Origin of the sequence: Rhodophyticola porphyridii (genome assembly GCF_003688285.1) — a bacterium.
In the GTDB taxonomy this organism is placed as follows: domain Bacteria; phylum Pseudomonadota; class Alphaproteobacteria; order Rhodobacterales; family Rhodobacteraceae; genus Rhodophyticola; species Rhodophyticola porphyridii.
The window spans coordinates 108,732-123,489 of sequence record NZ_RCNT01000010.1; the positions used below are offsets into that span (position 1 = coordinate 108,732).

The 14,758-nt window shown below is 65.3% G+C and carries 16 protein-coding genes; 7 read left to right on the forward strand and 9 right to left on the reverse strand.

What is annotated here, in order from left to right:
- Positions 1-147 precede the first annotated feature (147 nt).
- A complete protein-coding gene (locus D9R08_RS17275; RefSeq protein ID WP_233557548.1) occupies positions 148-1,989 on the forward strand; it encodes a glycosyltransferase family 2 protein in 1,842 nt (613 codons plus the stop codon).
- Here D9R08_RS17275 and D9R08_RS17280 read toward each other — a convergent pair.
- Entirely contained in the window at positions 1,986-2,627 is a 642-nt protein-coding gene (locus D9R08_RS17280; RefSeq protein WP_121899321.1) for a GntR family transcriptional regulator, read from the reverse strand. The two genes, D9R08_RS17275 and D9R08_RS17280, sit on opposite strands and share 4 nt — an antisense overlap.
- A 95-nt stretch (positions 2,628-2,722) precedes the next feature.
- On the opposite strand from D9R08_RS17280, the gene D9R08_RS17285 reads away from it, so the two are divergent.
- The 3 genes from D9R08_RS17285 to D9R08_RS17295 all read left to right on the forward strand — a co-directional run bounded on the left by D9R08_RS17285 (position 2,723) and on the right by D9R08_RS17295 (position 5,030).
- Positions 2,723-3,370 carry a pyrimidine 5'-nucleotidase gene (locus D9R08_RS17285; protein ID WP_121899322.1) on the forward strand — a complete coding sequence of 216 codons (648 nt, stop codon included), beginning with the start codon at positions 2,723-2,725 and terminating at the stop codon, positions 3,368-3,370.
- Positions 3,371-3,514: 144 nt separating this feature from the next.
- On the forward strand, positions 3,515-3,763 hold the full coding sequence (locus tag D9R08_RS17290) for a hypothetical protein (RefSeq protein WP_121899420.1): 249 nt from the start codon (positions 3,515-3,517) through the stop codon (positions 3,761-3,763).
- A gap of 61 nt (positions 3,764-3,824) precedes the next feature.
- Complete coding sequence (locus tag D9R08_RS17295; RefSeq protein ID WP_199709423.1) at positions 3,825-5,030, forward strand: UbiH/UbiF family hydroxylase; 1,206 nt, start codon at positions 3,825-3,827, stop codon at positions 5,028-5,030.
- Positions 5,031-5,057: 27 nt separating this feature from the next.
- Here the strand turns inward: D9R08_RS17295 and D9R08_RS17300 are convergent, their stop codons facing one another.
- From D9R08_RS17300 to D9R08_RS17310, 3 genes are all read right to left on the reverse strand, one after another.
- Positions 5,058-6,188, reverse strand: coding sequence for an aminotransferase class V-fold PLP-dependent enzyme (locus D9R08_RS17300; protein WP_121899323.1), 1,131 nt, complete (start codon positions 6,186-6,188; stop codon positions 5,058-5,060).
- Positions 6,189-6,253: 65 nt separating this feature from the next.
- Complete coding sequence (locus D9R08_RS17305) at positions 6,254-6,712, reverse strand: Lrp/AsnC family transcriptional regulator (protein WP_121899324.1); 459 nt, start codon at positions 6,710-6,712, stop codon at positions 6,254-6,256.
- Complete coding sequence (locus D9R08_RS17310) at positions 6,709-7,164, reverse strand: Lrp/AsnC family transcriptional regulator (RefSeq protein ID WP_121899325.1); 456 nt, start codon at positions 7,162-7,164, stop codon at positions 6,709-6,711. The genes D9R08_RS17305 and D9R08_RS17310 overlap by 4 nt, the downstream gene beginning before the upstream one ends.
- Positions 7,165-7,309: 145 nt before the next feature.
- Here D9R08_RS17310 and ilvC point away from each other — a divergent pair, with 145 nt between their 5' ends.
- Entirely contained in the window at positions 7,310-8,332 is a 1,023-nt protein-coding gene (ilvC, locus tag D9R08_RS17315) for a ketol-acid reductoisomerase (protein WP_121899326.1), read from the forward strand.
- A gap of 136 nt (positions 8,333-8,468) precedes the next feature.
- On the opposite strand, the gene D9R08_RS19310 is transcribed toward ilvC, so the two are convergent.
- Positions 8,469-8,639, reverse strand: a complete 171-nt coding sequence (locus D9R08_RS19310) for a hypothetical protein (protein WP_199709424.1) — start codon at positions 8,637-8,639, stop codon at positions 8,469-8,471.
- A 66-nt stretch (positions 8,640-8,705) separates the two neighbouring features.
- Between D9R08_RS19310 and D9R08_RS17320 the strand changes: the two genes are divergently transcribed.
- Entirely contained in the window at positions 8,706-9,623 is a 918-nt protein-coding gene (locus D9R08_RS17320) for a DMT family transporter (RefSeq protein ID WP_233557550.1), read from the forward strand.
- On the opposite strand, the gene D9R08_RS17325 is transcribed toward D9R08_RS17320, so the two are convergent.
- The 3 genes from D9R08_RS17325 to D9R08_RS17335 all read right to left on the reverse strand — a co-directional run bounded on the left by D9R08_RS17325 (position 9,620) and on the right by D9R08_RS17335 (position 11,726).
- Positions 9,620-10,087 (reverse strand): CAP domain-containing protein, encoded by a 468-nt coding sequence (locus tag D9R08_RS17325; protein WP_121899327.1) that lies wholly within the window; start codon positions 10,085-10,087, stop codon positions 9,620-9,622. The two genes, D9R08_RS17320 and D9R08_RS17325, sit on opposite strands and share 4 nt — an antisense overlap.
- A 359-nt stretch (positions 10,088-10,446) precedes the next feature.
- Complete coding sequence (gene hisN, locus D9R08_RS17330; protein ID WP_121899328.1) at positions 10,447-11,259, reverse strand: histidinol-phosphatase; 813 nt, start codon at positions 11,257-11,259, stop codon at positions 10,447-10,449.
- A gap of 95 nt (positions 11,260-11,354) precedes the next feature.
- Positions 11,355-11,726 (reverse strand): helix-turn-helix domain-containing protein, encoded by a 372-nt coding sequence (locus D9R08_RS17335; RefSeq protein WP_121899330.1) that lies wholly within the window; start codon positions 11,724-11,726, stop codon positions 11,355-11,357.
- A gap of 302 nt (positions 11,727-12,028) precedes the next feature.
- On the opposite strand from D9R08_RS17335, the gene D9R08_RS17340 reads away from it, so the two are divergent.
- On the forward strand, positions 12,029-12,988 hold the full coding sequence (locus tag D9R08_RS17340) for an NADPH:quinone oxidoreductase family protein (RefSeq protein ID WP_121899331.1): 960 nt from the start codon (positions 12,029-12,031) through the stop codon (positions 12,986-12,988).
- 294 nt (positions 12,989-13,282) lie between these two features.
- On the opposite strand, the gene D9R08_RS17345 is transcribed toward D9R08_RS17340, so the two are convergent.
- Positions 13,283-14,722 (reverse strand): Do family serine endopeptidase, encoded by a 1,440-nt coding sequence (locus tag D9R08_RS17345; protein WP_407690617.1) that lies wholly within the window; start codon positions 14,720-14,722, stop codon positions 13,283-13,285.
- Positions 14,723-14,758 lie beyond the last annotated feature (36 nt).

Below are 14,758 nucleotides of genomic sequence, written 5' to 3' on the forward strand. Positions count from 1 at the left end.
TTGTCGCCGCTGGGGCACATGCCGTTGAATACGCTGGTTTTCAAATCAACCCGGACACGTCCGGAGTTTCGTCTGCTGCGCGACCCTCCGGTTCGCGTTGTCGAAAGAAAGGCGCGTCGCCGCCCCCGACCATTGGCGGAAATCCTCATGGATCAGGGCGCTATCGGGCCCGAGACGCTGCTCAGGGCCATCGCGCTTCAACGCCATCAGGATCTTCCGATCGGCGAGATCCTGATTGCCCATGGGGACATATCCGAACGCCAGTTGCTGAACGGCCTGTGCGCGCAATACGGGGCCAAGGCGATCAATCTGGCCACCGACCCCGCCGACGCGACCCTGGCCGCGCTCCTGCCCGCCAAGACCGCGATCGCGCTCGGCGTCCTGCCGTGGCGGCGTGCCGGTCAGGCGCTGATCGTCGTCACCAACAGACCCGATCAGGAAGCCGCGATCCGCGCGGCCTTCAACCCCGACCAGCCCCTGATCGTGGCCATCGCCAGCCGGAGCCAGATGCACGATGCGCTGACGCGGGCCTATGGACCGGAGCTTGCCCGGCTGGCCGAAGCGCGGGTGCCGCAGCAGGTCAGTTGCCGCAACTGGAACGCCAGACGCTGGATGCCGGTTCTCGCAAGCTGGGCCCTGGCGGTCGCGGCCTTCGCCTGGACGAACCCGGTGGTTCTGGCCGTGCTCGCCTATGGGATCGCGCTACTGGTCTTTTTCTGCAACGCGACACTGAAACTGGCGGCATTGGCAGCGGCCCTGCGCGCACCCGTCCCGGAACCCTCGAGGGGCATCGCGGCGGCCCTCGCCCCGCCCCGCCAGCCGATCCCGTTGCGCCGGCAACCCGTGGTCAGCATTCTTGTGCCGCTCCTGCGCGAACAGGACATCGCGGGCCAACTGGTCAAACGCCTGTCACGGCTGGATTATCCGCGTGAGTTGCTGGATGTGATCCTGGTTCTCGAAGCCGGAGACCGGACCACGCAGACCGCTCTGGCTCAGGCCACGCTCCCGTCATGGATGCGGGCGGTGACCGTACCGCCCGGACATCCGCAAACCAAACCCAGGGCGCTGAACTACGCACTGAATTTCGCTCGCGGCTCGATCATCGGCATATATGACGCGGAGGACCGGCCCGACCCGGACCAGATCCGGAAGGTGGTGCGCCGGTTCTCGGAATGTCCGCCCGAGGTTGCGTGTCTGCAGGGCCGCCTGGATTACTACAACGCCACCCACAACTGGATAAGCCGTTGCTTTACAATCGAGTATGCAAGCTGGTTCCGGATGATGCTGCCCGGCGTCCAGAGGCTTGGCCTGTTCGTGCCTCTGGGCGGCACAACGCTGTTCCTGCGCCGCGCCGCGCTGGAGGCGGTGGGCGCTTGGGATGCCCATAACGTGACCGAAGACGCCGAGCTGGGCCTCCGGCTGGTGCGCAACGGCTATCGCACGGAAATCGTGGCCACCACCACCTATGAGGAGGCGAACTCGGCCATCCTGCCCTGGATCCGGCAGCGGTCCCGCTGGCTGAAAGGCTATGCGATGACTTGGGTGACCCATATGCGCGACCCGGTCGCGCTCTGGCGGTCGCTTCGCCCCCGGGCCTTCCTCGGCTTCCAGTTGCAGATACTCGGCACCGTTCTGGGCTTTCTGGCGGCCCCGCTTTTATGGACCTTCTCCCTTGTGCCCTTCGGACTGCCCCACCCGCTTGACCCGGTGCTGACGCCCTTCGGCTTCGGCATGATCGGGGCGGGCTTCGTGCTGGCGCTGGTGCTCAGCCTGACCATGTCCTTCCTCGCCTGCCGCGCCCCGCATCTGCGCCGGCATCGGCTGGCGCTGCCGCTTATGCTTCTCTACTTCCCCCTTGCCTCCGCGGCTGCGGTTTTGGCACTGGTCGAGATGCTGTTGCGGCCTTTCCACTGGGCAAAGACCGCCCATGGCAAGTTCAGCCATCGCCGCGGGATGGTGGCAACCCCCGGCACCGGGACGACGCCCTAGACGTTGCGTGCCTGTTCCTTCAGGCGCACTTCGAAAGCCGTGGAGAGGTGCTTTCTCAGGGCTTTCGCCGCCGTGTCCCCGTCTCGGTCGGCAATCGCCTGAACGATCGCGGCATGTTCGCTCAACGCATCCTCGCCCCGGCCCGCCGCCGCCAGCGAGGTGGTGGCCATCAGCGCCATGGAGCGATGCACGAGGTCAAGCTGCTGCACCAGATACCGGTTGTGACTGGCCAGATGGATCTGCTTGTGGAACCGGCGATTGGCCCGCGACAGCGCGTCGGGATCGTCCAGAAGCGCGCGGTCGGCCTCCACCATATCGCGCAGCACACGGATTTCCTCGGCCGCGGCATGCTGCGCCGCAAGCCGCGCCGCCAATCCCTCAAGCTCGGTGCGCACCGCGTAAAGCTCCGCCGTCTGTGCGTGGTCCAGCGACGCCACGATCAGGCTGCGGCCATCGCGGGTCAGCAGGCTTTGCGTCTCAAGACGCTGCAACGCCTCGCGGATCGGCGTTCGGCTTACACCGAAGCGTTCGGCAAGTTCCGATTCTACCAGGCGCGCGCCGGGCCGGTAGATGCCAACATCAATCGCCTCGAGGATCAGGTCATAGGCATCCTTGTGCGGGTTTTTTTTCTGAGCCATCCAGAGTCCTTTCGATCTGCCCGAGGCTAGGCAAGCACAGGGGCCAAGACAAGCCACCCCTTGCCGCGCCCCACGCCACGGCCTAAACCGCTTCCATGCCAGCCGACCAGTTCCAGCATATCGACACCTGGGTCTTCGACCTCGACAACACGCTGTATCCCCCGGAAATGGCGCTGTTTGACCAGATCAACATCCGCATGACGGCCTATGTGATGGAGGCCCTTGGCGTGGATCGCCCGGAGGCCGATCGCCTACGGCGGAAGTACTGGCAGGATCACGGTACCACTCTGGCCGGGCTGATGGATCTGCACGGGGTCGATCCCGGCCCCTATCTGCATGAGGTCCACGAGATCGACTTCACCGTTCTCAGCCCCGATCCCGACCTTGCCGGGCGGATCGCCGCCCTGCCCGGGCGCCGGATCGTTTTCACCAACGGAACCGCGCCCTACGCGGAGAGGGTGCTGGCCCATCGCGGGCTGACCGGTCTTTTCGATGCGATCTATGGCGTCGAACACGCCAATTTCCGGCCCAAGCCCGAGGCGCGCGCCTTCGAAGTGGTCTTTGCAACGGACGGGCTGGCCCCGACCCGCTCCGCGATGTTCGAGGACGAGGCCCGCAATCTGGCCGCCCCCCATGACATGGGGCTGCGCACGATCCATGTGGCCGCCATCCCGGTTGAGGAGGTCTTTATCGACCATCATACCGATGATCTGACAGGCTTTCTCACCGTTCTGACCCGCTGAAGCAGATAGGAGAATCCAAGAAGATACGGCATATTCGATAGCTTTTATCTATTGTCGCAATAGATGCCGCGCTGCGGCAATTATGCCTCTCGTTTTCGGCCCTGCCCGCCCCATCTGTGCTTCAGCGAACAGGAGAAACCACAGATGACAATGACGCCCGAGGCCCCGCGCCCCTATTTCACCCGCAGGATCACATACCGCATCCCGCTCATCGGCCGCATGGCCCGCGAGGTCGTGGAGGGCGACGAGGATACGCCTTTTTACGCCATCGCCATGCTGGTCGGGCTCTGGGGCAGCGCCTTCATGATCTTCGGCTATCCCGGCCTGATCATCCCGGCCCTGATCCTGGTGCTTGCGATGTTCCTGACCCTGATCCGGATCACCCTTGGCTGATCTGCGCCCTGTGCGCGTTTGACGCTTCGACCGGCCGGCCTGCGCACCCTATTTCTGTGTCATGGCCGAGCTGATCGACACCGATATCCTGATCTCCGGCGGCGGCGTCGCCGGACTGACCGCCGCGGTCGGGTTCGGCCGCGCCGGCTTCTCGGTGATCTGCGTCGACCCCACGCCACCGGTCACCGAGCGGGACGCGGAAGGCTCAGACCTTCGGACGACCGCGTTCCTGCAACCGTCGCGGGATTTCCTAGACAGGATCGGTCTATGGGACAGGCTGGCCGATCACGCGACCCCGTTGCAGGTGATGCGGATCGTCGATGCGGGTGGGGAAACGCCCGAGCCCCGCGCGGCCCATGATTTCAACGCCGCCGATATCTCCGACCTGCCTTTTGGCTGGAATCTGCCCAACTGGCTGCTGCGCCGCGAGATGCTGGCCGCGCTGGACGGGCTGCAGAATGTCCGGTTCCGGCCGGGCACCGCAACCGCCGGGCTGCTGACGCGGGAGACCGAGGCGCGGGTGACCCTGAGCGATGGCGCGCGGGTCCGGGCCAGACTGGTGATCGGCGCAGACGGGCGCGACTCCCCCGTCCGGGAAGCGGTCGGGATCGGCGTGAAAACAACGCGCTACGGGCAGAAGGCGCTGGCCTTTGCCGTGACCCATCCAATTCCGCATGAGAATGTCTCCACCGAGATCCACCGCTCGGGCGGGCCCTTCACGCTGGTGCCGCTGCCCGATTACGAAGGTCTGCCCTCCTCCGCCATCGTCTGGATGGAGCGCGGCCCCGAAGTAAAGCGGCTGGCCGCGCTGGATGTCGCCGCCTTCGAGGCAGAAATGTCCGAACGCTCCTGCCATCTGTTCGGGCCGCTGACGCTGGTCTCCCGCCGGACGGTCTGGCCGATCATAAGCCAGGTCGCCGAGCGGATGGAGGCCGAGCGCACCGCCCTGATCGCCGAGGCCGCGCATGTCATGCCGCCCATCGGCGCGCAGGGGCTGAACATGAGCCTCGCGGATCTGCGGGTGCTGCTGGAGCTGATCGAAGCGGCCCCGGGCGATCCGGGCGCGCGCGACCTGCTTCGCAAATACAACCGGATCCGCCACACCGAGGTGCTGGCCCGGGTCACCGGCGTCGATGCGCTCAACCGCGCCTCAATGGTGGAAGCGCAGGGGCTGCGCGATCTGCGGATGCAGGCACTGAACACGTTTTACTCGGTCGCGCCCGTGCGCCGTGTGCTGATGCGCGCGGGTCTGGGCGCCCGCGGCTGAACCGGGCGCCCTGCAACGCCGCGCCGGTCAGGGAAAGACCTTGTCCACAACCGTCCGAAGTCGCGTCACAGCGCCCTCCACGTCATAGAGCTTGTCGAGCCCAAAAAGCCCGATCCGGAAGGTCATGAACCGCTCCGGCTCATCTACCTGCAACGGCACGCCCGCGGCGATCTGCATGCCATATGCGGCGAACTTGCTGCCGTTCTGAATTTCCGGGTCGTCAGTATAGCTGACCACCACGCCGGGCGCGCCGAATCCGTCGCTCGCTACGGAGCGAATTCCCTTCCCGGCCAGCAGGTCACGCACTGCGTTGCCCAAAGCCCACTGATTTTCCTTCAGTTTCTCAAATCCGTAGTCCCGCGTTTCCAGCATCGTGTCGCGAAAGGCGCGCAGCGCATCGGTGGGCATAGTGGCGTGATAGGCATGGCCGCCCCCCTCATAGGCCTGCATGATCTGGCGCCATTTCGCGAGATCGAGCGCAAAACTGTCCGATGCGGTATCGGCCATTCGCGTCACCGCCCGGTCCGACAACATCACCAGCCCCGCCGAGGGCGAGGCGGACCATCCCTTCTGCGGCGCCGAGATCAGCACGTCGACGCCGGTGGCCTGCATGTCGACCCAGACACAGCCCGAGGCGATGCAATCCAGCACCATCAGCGCACCGACCTCATGGGCCGCCGCGGCCAGCGCCGTGACATAGGCATCCGGCAGGATCAGGCCCGCGGAGGTTTCCACATGGGGCGCAAAGACCACATCGGGCTTTTCCGCACGGATCCGTGCGGTGACCTCTTCGATCGGGGCGGGCGCGAACGGCGCGAGCGGGGCGTTGCCCGAAGCCCGCGCCTTCATCACGGTCACCTCACCCGCAAAGCCGCCGGCATCGAGAATCTGCGACCAGCGGTAGGAGAACCAGCCGTTGCGGACGACCAGCACGCTGGCATCCCGCGCGAACTGGCGCGCGACCGCCTCCATCGCGTAGGTGCCGCCACCGGGGACAAGCGCCACCGCGTCGGCGTTGTAGACCTCCTTCAGCAGGGCGCTGATATCGGTCATCACCGTGCGAAAGGTCTGGCTCATGTGATTGAGCGAGCGGTCGGTGAAGACGACGGAGTATTCCAGAAGCCCCTCCGGGTCTACGTGATCGAGAAGTGCGGCCATGTCAGGTGCTCCCATTGCATGGGGCATGGGTAGCGGCAGGCCGCCGGCGACGCAATGTCGGGACGTCATCCCAAGGGCCCCGGTCGCCGCTCCTCGGACAGAAGGACATTGGCCTCCACATTTCCGACGCCGGGCAGCGTCATGATGCGGCGGCGCAGGACCCGTTCGAAATCGGGCAGGTCACGGGCGACAACCCGCAACCGGTAATCGTAAAGGCCAAGCACATGTTCGACGGTCTGCACCTCGGGGATCGCCGCGACAGCGCGCTCGAAATCCTCCAGGCTCACGCGTCCCTTGGTGGCCAGTTTCACGCCCAGAAAGACCGTGACGCCGAAGCCGATTTTCTCGGGATCGATCCGCAACCGTTGCGGATGCAGGATACCGGCCTTCCGCAGATCGACGATCCGCCGCCATGTGGCCGGTTGCGACAGGCCGATCCGGCGCCCGATCTCGCTGGCGGTGAGGGTGCCATCCCGCTGCAACTCGCGCAGGATCTGCCAGTCGGTGGCGTCGGGATCGCTCATAGCGGATAGACCTCCTCCGCCTTGATCCGGGCGACATGCATCAACGCCTCGATATCGGCGATATGCGGCAGCGTGAGGATGCGGTCGCGGTAGACCTCCTGATAATGCGGCATGTTGCGCGCGATCAGGTTCAGCCGCGCGTCCACGCGGCCCAGAAAGGTCTGGATCTCGATCACCTCCGGCACCTCGCGGGCGGCGGCCAGAAATTCATCGAAGGCCCGCGGCACGGTCTTGTCGAGCGTGATCCGCAATGAGACCTCCACCGCGTAGCCAAGCGCAGGCCAGTTGATCTGCGCCTCGATGGACTTCACCACGCCGCGTTGCCGCAGCGTCTTCATGCGCCTTGCCACCTGCGCTGCCGACAGCCCGACCTTTTCCCCGATTTCACCCGGGGTCAGGCTCGGCTCGTCCTGCCAGTAACGGAGTATGCGGCGCTCGTGATCGGTCAGCATGATTTTTCCGCAAAATCTTAAAATGGAGAATGACTACATCAGTATAATGGTCATTTTTTGTATGTATCATAGGTGTCAGCGCCATGAAAACGCCATAAGGTCGCGCCGAACCGTATATGCAGACGACCCCTGAAAGGAAAATGACATGCGCGTTTACTATGATCGCGATTGCGATGTGAACCTGATCAAGGACAAGAAAGTGGCCATTCTGGGCTATGGCTCCCAAGGCCATGCCCATGCGCTGAACCTGCGGGATTCGGGCGCGAAGAATGTCGTCGTCGCGCTCCGCGAAGGCTCCGCATCCGCGGCCAAGGCGCAAGGCGAGGGCCTTGAGGTGATGGGTATCGCGGAAGCCGCGGCCTGGTGCGATCTGATCATGTTCACCATGCCCGACGAACTTCAGGCCGAAACCTACAAGAAATACGTTCATGACAATTTGCGCGAGGGAGCGGCGATTGCCTTCGCCCACGGGCTCAACGTGCATTTCGGTCTGATCGAACCGAAAGCCGGCGTCGATGTCATCATGATGGCGCCCAAGGGGCCCGGCCACACCGTGCGCGGTGAATACACCAAGGGCGGCGGCGTGCCGTGCCTTGTCGCGGTGCATAACGACGCCTCCGGCAAGGCGCTGGAACTGGGGCTCAGCTATTGCTCGGCCATCGGCGGCGGCCGGTCGGGCATCATCGAGACCAACTTCCGCGAGGAATGCGAAACCGACCTGTTCGGCGAACAGGCCGTTCTGTGCGGCGGCCTGGTGGAGCTGATCCGGATGGGCTTCGAGACGCTGGTGGAGGCGGGCTATGAGCCCGAGATGGCCTATTTCGAATGCCTGCACGAGGTGAAGCTGATCGTCGACCTGATCTATGAGGGCGGCATCGCCAACATGAACTACTCGATCTCCAACACGGCCGAGTATGGCGAATACGTCTCCGGCCCGCGCATTCTGCCCTATGACGAGACCAAGGCGCGGATGAAAGCGGTTCTGACCGACATCCAGACCGGGAAATTCGTGCGCGATTTCATGCAGGAAAACGCCGTCGGCCAGCCTTCCTTCAAGGCGACCCGCCGGCTGAATGACGAACATCAGATCGAAAAGGTGGGCGAAACCCTGCGTGGCATGATGCCGTGGATTTCCGCCGGCAAGATGGTGGACAGAGCCAAGAACTGATGGCGCAGCGGGCGGTATGCATGCGCCCGTGGCCCAAGACACAGCCGCCCCGATGGCAGATCGGGGCGGTCATCGCATCGCCAAACCCCGCCTCGCGGGCGCCTGGAGCGTGTATCTAATGCGCCGGGACCGGGACTCAGGGCTTTGTATTCGGGTTCGGCCCGGGGCCATCCTTGGCCAATGTCGATTTCGGGGCGTCGTCATCCTTCATCCGCTCTTCGGTTTTCACCTTCGAGCGCAGCGCAAGGACGATAACGGCACCAAAGGTGATAACGATAAGGGTAATCACAAGGGTTGAGGTATCCATGGTCAATCTCCAGACTGATTGCGGGGGGTCTCGCGGAAAGAACGCAAAGCCCCCTGTCAGAGTTCCTTGATACAGACCGCCACGCCTGAGAGGCCGGGCGCGCTCAACTGGGCGCTTGTCCTTGGGCTGGGCGTCATCTGGGGCACCGCGTTCATGGGCGTTTCCGCCGCGCTGGAAGGGTTCGGCGTCTGGACGGTGACCGCGGGGCGCACGGTGATGGGCGCGGTGGCGTTGATCCTTGCCGGGCCGCTGATCGGTCAGAGCCTGGCGCAGGTCAAGGGCGCGCGGGCCTGGGCATACAGCGCCGTGATCGGCGTCGTTTCGGTTGCGATACCCTTTTCGCTCCTGAGCTGGGGCTTGAGCCATGTCCCTTCGGCCTTCGCGGGCGTGGCAATGGGGGCGGTGCCGTTGCTGGTTCTGCCGCTGGTCGCGGTCTTTTCACCCGAGGAAGGGATCGGCCCGCGCCGGATCGCGGGCGTGACACTCGGCTTTGTCGGGCTGGTTCTGCTTGTCGGCGACGGGGCCTTCGACCGAACCGGCCGCGATGCGGAATGGCTGGGCCGGCTGGCCTGTATCGGTGCCGCGGCCTGTTATGCGGCGGGTTCGGTCATGACACGGCGCGCGCCACCGATGCCGCCCCTGGCCTTCGCGACCGCCACATTGGTGGTGGCCGCAGCCGTGATCGTGCCCGTCGCCTTGCTGGTGGAGGGCGTTCCGCGCGACTTTCCGCTCTGGCCGACGACTGCGCTGATCTATGTCGCCCTGCTGCCGACGGGACTCGCCGCGATCATCCGCGTTCGGGTGATCACCACCGCGGGCTCCATATTCATGAGCCTTGTCAGCTATATGGTGCCGGTCTGGGCGGTCATTTTCGGGATCACACTGATGGGCGAGGCCCTGCCCCCCACGCTTTTCTGGGCGCTCGGGCTGATCCTCGCCGGTATCCTGCTCAGCCAGTGGCGCAGCCTTTTCGGCCCCCGCTAGCAGGGACGCGCCAGCACCAGCACCCAGACATCGCCTGCATTCGCGAAACCGAACTGCGTGGCGTTGGGGTTGACCATATTCGCCTGATGCCCGGCCGAGCCCGACCAGCTGGCGATCGCGCTGCGGGTATCGGGCTGGCCACGGGCAACGTTTTCGGCGGCAAAACAGGCGGTATAGCCGCTACGGCGGATCCTGTCGGACAGGGTGGAGCCATCGCTGCCGACATGGCCCAGACCGCCGGTGATTTGCAGATCATCGGCATGGGCCTGCGCCGCGCCCTGCAACGCCGCGCTGTGGACCAGGGGGCGCAGGATGCCCGCGCTCGCGCGCTGGACCGAGATCAGCGTGTTGGCCTGCGCGATCATCCCGGTGGAGGCAAGCGGCACCCGCTCGGTTCCGGGCGCGGGCGCGCAAGCGGCAAGGGAAAGGGACAGAAGGAGAAACAGGGCGGAACTGCGGATCATCAGGGGCCTCGTCGGTTCTTGGATGCTTCTTTGGGCAGCGTTGAGGCGAAGGATGCGGGATCGGCGGGATTTAGGCAAGAAAACGATATTCCGGCGCCGCACGGGGGCGAAGCTCCGCCTCTTTTGCACAAGGGGATGGATCAATCTGTGGATGGCATGTGGATCGCTCGGGCCTTGGCAAGCACGGGCCGCAATGGGAGCCGGACGGGCGGCTTCAAGGTGGCACAAATCCAAGGGCAAAACGGGCGCGGATGTGTGTAACCCTGTGGAAAATGCCTTGGGCCAGGGTTCCCGGATTGCCCGCCTCCGCCGCCCGGACCACCGCAAGGTCGGACCTCGAATGACGCCAGTTCCGCGCCTTACGGAGCCGTTTTCAGCAACTCCAGCGCGGCGGCATGCAGCGTGGCATTGCCCGCGGCCAGTATCCGGCCGCCTGTATGGGCCGGGCCGCCCTGCCAGTTTGTGACCACGCCACCCGCCGCCTCGATCACCGCGATCGGGGCCGCGATGTCGTAGCAATGCAGCCCCGCCTCGATCACCAGATCGACCTGACCGGCGGCAAGAAGCGCATAGGCGTAGCAATCCATGCCATACCGGGTCAGCCGCACACGGTCGCGAACAGCCTCGAACCCGGTACGCTCCGCCGCGGTTCCGACCTCCGGGAATGTGGTGAAGAGGATAGCGTCGGCCAAGAGGGTCGTGCCCCGGGTTCGCAGCGGCGCGATGCCCTGCGGCCCGACAACCCGCGCCCGGCCGAATCCGCCTTCGAACCGCTCGCCGATATAGGGCTGGTCGATGATCCCGAAAACCGGACCCGCGCCCGCCTGCAGCCCGATCAGCACGCCCCAGGTGGGTGTGCCCGCGATGAAGCCCCGGGTGCCGTCGATCGGGTCCAGCACCCATGTCAGGCCCGAACGGGACGGGATGTCGGCCTCCTCCTCGCCCATGATACCGTCATCGGGGCGCAGATCCGCCAGAACCCGGCGCATCGCGGCCTCGGCGTCGCGGTCGGCGCGGGTGACCGGATCAAAACCACCCGCCTGCTTGTTTTCGGTCGGCAGATCGGGCGCGCGGAAATAAGGCAGTGTGGCCGCCCGCGCCGCATCGGCAAGCTTGTGGGCCACCGCCCGCAATTCATCAATCGGCAGCTCGGATCGGTCTGTGGTCGGCATCGGGTTCGGGCACCTCGGGCACTGGCAGGTCATTGCGCACGCGCGCCGAGGTCGCACGGGGCGGGCCCCGTGGTCAACCCGATCTAAACCCGATCTCAGGCAGCGGTATCCGACAGGACGCGCGCCAGCTCGAACAGACGCCGGCGTTGGTTTTCCGGGATCGCGTAATAGGAGCGCACAAGCTCCAACGCTTCCTTGTCCGCCAGAATGTCGCCCGGCACAACGCCCTGGGCCATCAGGCCCTCCTGGCCGCCAAGCCCTTCGAAGAAATAGTTGATCGGCACACTCAATGCCTCGGCGATATCCCAAAGCCGGGAGGCGCTGACACGGTTCATGCCGGTCTCGTATTTCTGGATCTGCTGGAATTTGATACCCACTTTCTCAGCCAGCTGCTGCTGTGTCATGCCCAGCATCCAACGGCGGTGCCGAACACGTTTGCCGACATGGACATCAACGGGGTGTTTCACGAAATTATCCTTCCTTTGTCTAACCTGATCTGGCTCACCGCCGGGCGTGTCCCGACCGGCACGTGCCACGTTTCCGGCCGGCGCAGACGCAAGCTGATGGCGCGACAGGCGCGGCCTTTCAGATAACCGCCGATTTCGTCACGATTTGAGCGGCACATGAAAAGGCTACTCTACTTATGCGTGTCCGGCAATGATCTGGATCAACTGTGCTGTCTGCTTCCTGTGCGGTCGGGTTTGGCACTGGTACAGGCGCTTCAGGCGCAGTAGCTTTGGCGCCGATCCCGGCCAGAAGGAGCCACAAGATGCGCGCTTTTCGCGTCACCGCCCATGACACCCCGCCCTCCCTGACACGGATGGATCCGCCGCAACCCGGACCAGGGGAGGTGCTGGTGGAAATCGCGGCCTGCGGGCTGAATTTCGCGGATTTGCTCATGATCCGGGGGCAGTATCAGGACACGCCCGCCCTGCCCTTCACACTGGGCATGGAAATCGCCGGAACCGTGCGCGGCCATGGCAACGGGGTGACGGGCCCCGCCATCGGCACCCGGGTCGCGGTGTTTGCCGGTCAGGGCGGGCTTGCCGAGTTCGGGGTCTTCCCCGCATCCCGCGCCATCGCCATTCCCGAGGAGATGCCGTTCGAGGATGCGGCGGGGTTCCTGATCGCCTATGGCACGTCCCATCTGGCGCTGGCGCATCGGGCGCATCTGCAGGCGGGGGAGCGGCTGCTGGTGCTGGGTGCCGCGGGCGGTGTCGGGCTGACAGCGGTCGAAATCGGGGCCCGCATGGGTGCCGAAGTGATCGCCTGCGCGCGCGGGGCCGACAAGCTGGCCGTGGCCCGCGCCGCCGGGGCGGCCCATGCGATCGACAGTGAAACCGGCGACATCCGCGCCGAGGTCAAGGCGTTGGGCGGGGCCGATGTGGTCTATGACGCCGTGGGCGGCGCGCAATTCACCGCCGCGATGCGGTGTACCAACCCCGAAGGCCGCATTCTGGTCATCGGTTTCGCCAGCGGAGAGATCCCCGACATTCCGGCCAACCACCTGCTGGTCAAGAACATCTCCGTGATCGGCCATTACTGGGGCGGCTACATGCAATTCGCGCCCCAAACCCTGACGGACAGTCTCGCGACCCTGTTCGGCTGGTACCGCGAGGGCGGGCTCAGACCGCATATCGGGGCCACCTACTCACTGGATCAGGCCGCCGATGCGCTGGCGCTGCTGAAGGGGCGGAAATCGACGGGCAAGGTTGTCGTGACACCGTAAGCGCGCCGGAGCGGGCGGCCGGGTCGCCGCGACAGCGCGCGCGGCGATGGCCGGGACGACCGGTCGGTTATATGAGACGGGGCAGGTTTCAGCACTGAACCGGAACCCGACGTTTTCTAGAAGGGGAGCAAGGGCAGGATCTGTTTCATCCCCGATCTGGGGGCAGCCCACATACTGAGCGAAGCCGGCTTTGCGACGCCCGCCCACCGGTCCGGCCCCGTAGCCACGCCAGAAAAAAGCCCCTCGCGCATAGAGGCACGAGAGGCTTTTACTGTGTTCGCGTGGCCCTGGAGGTTACGCGTCCTCAAGGCTCAGCGCGACGAAACGCGGGTTCCCCGCGCGGCGGATCAGCAACAGAATACTCTTCTGTCCGGCATCCCGGGCCTCGGTCACGCGGGTCTCGAACTCCGCAACGTCGCTGACCGGGCGCTGGCCCACCTCGGTAATGATGTCGCCGGGCATGAGGCCCTTGGCGGCAGCGTCGCTTTCGACGTCCACCGCTTCGATCACCAGCCCGCCCTGAACGCCCTGGGCGCCCAGTTCCTCACGGCGCGCATCCGTCAGCGGCGTCAGCGTCATGCCCATCACATCGGCGCTGGAGGGTGTCTGCGGCGTGGCACCCGGCCCTGCGGCCCCTTCGGCGGTTTCCCGTCGACCAAGCGTCACCCGCAGGGTCTGCGTGGCGCCGTCGCGGAACACGACCATGCGCACGGTCTCCCCCACCGGTGCGTTGCCCACGTTGCGGACCAGTTCGCGGGTGTCGTCCACATCCGTTCCGTCGAAGGACAGGATCACATCCCCCACCTCGACACCGGCCTCCATCGCCGGGCCTTCCGGCACGTCCGTCACAAGTGCGCCCCGCGCCTCCTCAAGGCCCAGACCTTCGGCGATATCGTCGGTCACGTCCTGAATGCGCACGCCCAGCCAGCCGCGGCGGGTCTCGCCGAACTCCTGCAACTGGTCGACCACACGGGTCACCACGGCCGACGACATGGCAAACCCGATCCCGATCGAGCCGCCATTGGGCGACAGGATCGCGGTGTTCACGCCAACCACCTCGCCGTCGAGGTTGAAAAGCGGGCCGCCGGAATTGCCCCGGTTGATCGCGGCGTCGGTCTGGATGAAGTCGTCATAGCTGCCGGACAACGCGCGCTCCCGCGCCGACACGATGCCGACCGAGACCGAAAAGCCCTGACCCAGCGGGTTGCCCATGGCCATGACCCAATCGCCCACGCGCATCACGTCGCTGTCGCCGAAGGGAACGAAGGGCAGCGGTTCATCGGGCTCCACCTTCAAAAGCGCGATATCGGTGCTGGGGTCGGTCCCGATCACCTCGGCATCAAGCACGAACCCGCCGCGAAACTCGATCAGGATCTCGTCAGCCCCTTCGATCACATGGTTGTTCGTCACGATATAGCCGTCCTCGGAGATCACGAAGCCCGAACCCAGCGCCTGGCTGCGTCGCGGCGCTTCCTGCCCGCGATTGTTGCGGTTCATGAAGTCGTTGAAGAAATCCTCCAGCGGGGAGCCTTCGGGCACGATCGGCTGCGGGCCCGTGCGGGCGGCCACCACCGATGAAGTCGTGATGTTGACCACGGCATCGCCCACCTGATCGACCAGATCGGCAAATGTCGCGGGTCGCGCCGTCTGGGCGCTTGCCGGCGAAAAGCTGGCCAGAACGGCCAGAATCGCCATCGCCAGGATCATTGCCATAATCGACACGCGATAGACCATGCTGCGCTCCTGACTGGCGCTCAGGGCATAGGCACG

Coding starts and splice junctions, on each gene's coding strand:
- D9R08_RS17345 (WP_407690617.1), bottom strand. CDS start 14,722: ATGGTCTATCGCGTGTCGATTATGGCAATGATCCTGGCGATGGCGATT.
- D9R08_RS17295 (WP_199709423.1), top strand. CDS start 3,825: ATGGCCGAGCTGATCGACACCGATATCCTGATCTCCGGCGGCGGCGTC.
- D9R08_RS17310 (WP_121899325.1), bottom strand. CDS start 7,164: ATGCTGACCGATCACGAGCGCCGCATACTCCGTTACTGGCAGGACGAG.
- D9R08_RS17325 (WP_121899327.1), bottom strand. CDS start 10,087: ATGATCCGCAGTTCCGCCCTGTTTCTCCTTCTGTCCCTTTCCCTTGCC.
- D9R08_RS17290 (WP_121899420.1), top strand. CDS start 3,515: ATGACAATGACGCCCGAGGCCCCGCGCCCCTATTTCACCCGCAGGATC.
- hisN (WP_121899328.1), bottom strand. CDS start 11,259: ATGCCGACCACAGACCGATCCGAGCTGCCGATTGATGAATTGCGGGCG.
- D9R08_RS17305 (WP_121899324.1), bottom strand. CDS start 6,712: ATGAGCGATCCCGACGCCACCGACTGGCAGATCCTGCGCGAGTTGCAG.
- D9R08_RS19310 (WP_199709424.1), bottom strand. CDS start 8,639: ATGGATACCTCAACCCTTGTGATTACCCTTATCGTTATCACCTTTGGT.
- D9R08_RS17300 (WP_121899323.1), bottom strand. CDS start 6,188: ATGGCCGCACTTCTCGATCACGTAGACCCGGAGGGGCTTCTGGAATAC.
- D9R08_RS17280 (WP_121899321.1), bottom strand. CDS start 2,627: ATGGCTCAGAAAAAAAACCCGCACAAGGATGCCTATGACCTGATCCTC.
- ilvC (WP_121899326.1), top strand. CDS start 7,310: ATGCGCGTTTACTATGATCGCGATTGCGATGTGAACCTGATCAAGGAC.
- D9R08_RS17340 (WP_121899331.1), top strand. CDS start 12,029: ATGCGCGCTTTTCGCGTCACCGCCCATGACACCCCGCCCTCCCTGACA.
- D9R08_RS17285 (WP_121899322.1), top strand. CDS start 2,723: ATGCCAGCCGACCAGTTCCAGCATATCGACACCTGGGTCTTCGACCTC.
- D9R08_RS17275 (WP_233557548.1), top strand. CDS start 148: ATGGATCAGGGCGCTATCGGGCCCGAGACGCTGCTCAGGGCCATCGCG.